At 55.1% G+C, this 321-nt stretch carries 1 protein-coding gene; it reads right to left on the reverse strand.

The annotated features are described in order from the left end of the window. Positions 1–261 (reverse strand): transposase (locus ACRXB1_RS37520; protein ID WP_449494954.1); only part of this gene is annotated, 261 nt, incomplete at its 3' end. Between the last annotated feature and the right edge of the window lie 60 nt (positions 262–321).

Below are 321 nucleotides of genomic sequence, written 5' to 3' on the forward strand. Positions count from 1 at the left end.
AATATCGCGCTCCATCGTGACCGTCGCCAGCTCGCGCTTGACCCGCGCCAATTCCGCCTCCAACTCGCTCTGCGGCTTTTGCGTCTCGCCTACCTTCGTTAGCGTCCCTTTTCGCTCGGCAACGACCCAAGCGCCAAGCGTTTTAACCGACAAAGATAATCGGCCCGCAACTTCTCGCTGCGACAGTCCATCGACAAGAACGAGCTTCACCGCCTGCTCGCGAAACTCCTTCGTGTAGCGGCCTTTCGGTCCTCGATTCATTTGATCTCCATTTCGCTCATTCTACGAAACATTGATCTCCACTTTCTTCAGCCTATCTCA

Source organism: Caballeronia sp. M23-90, from assembly GCF_053574605.1.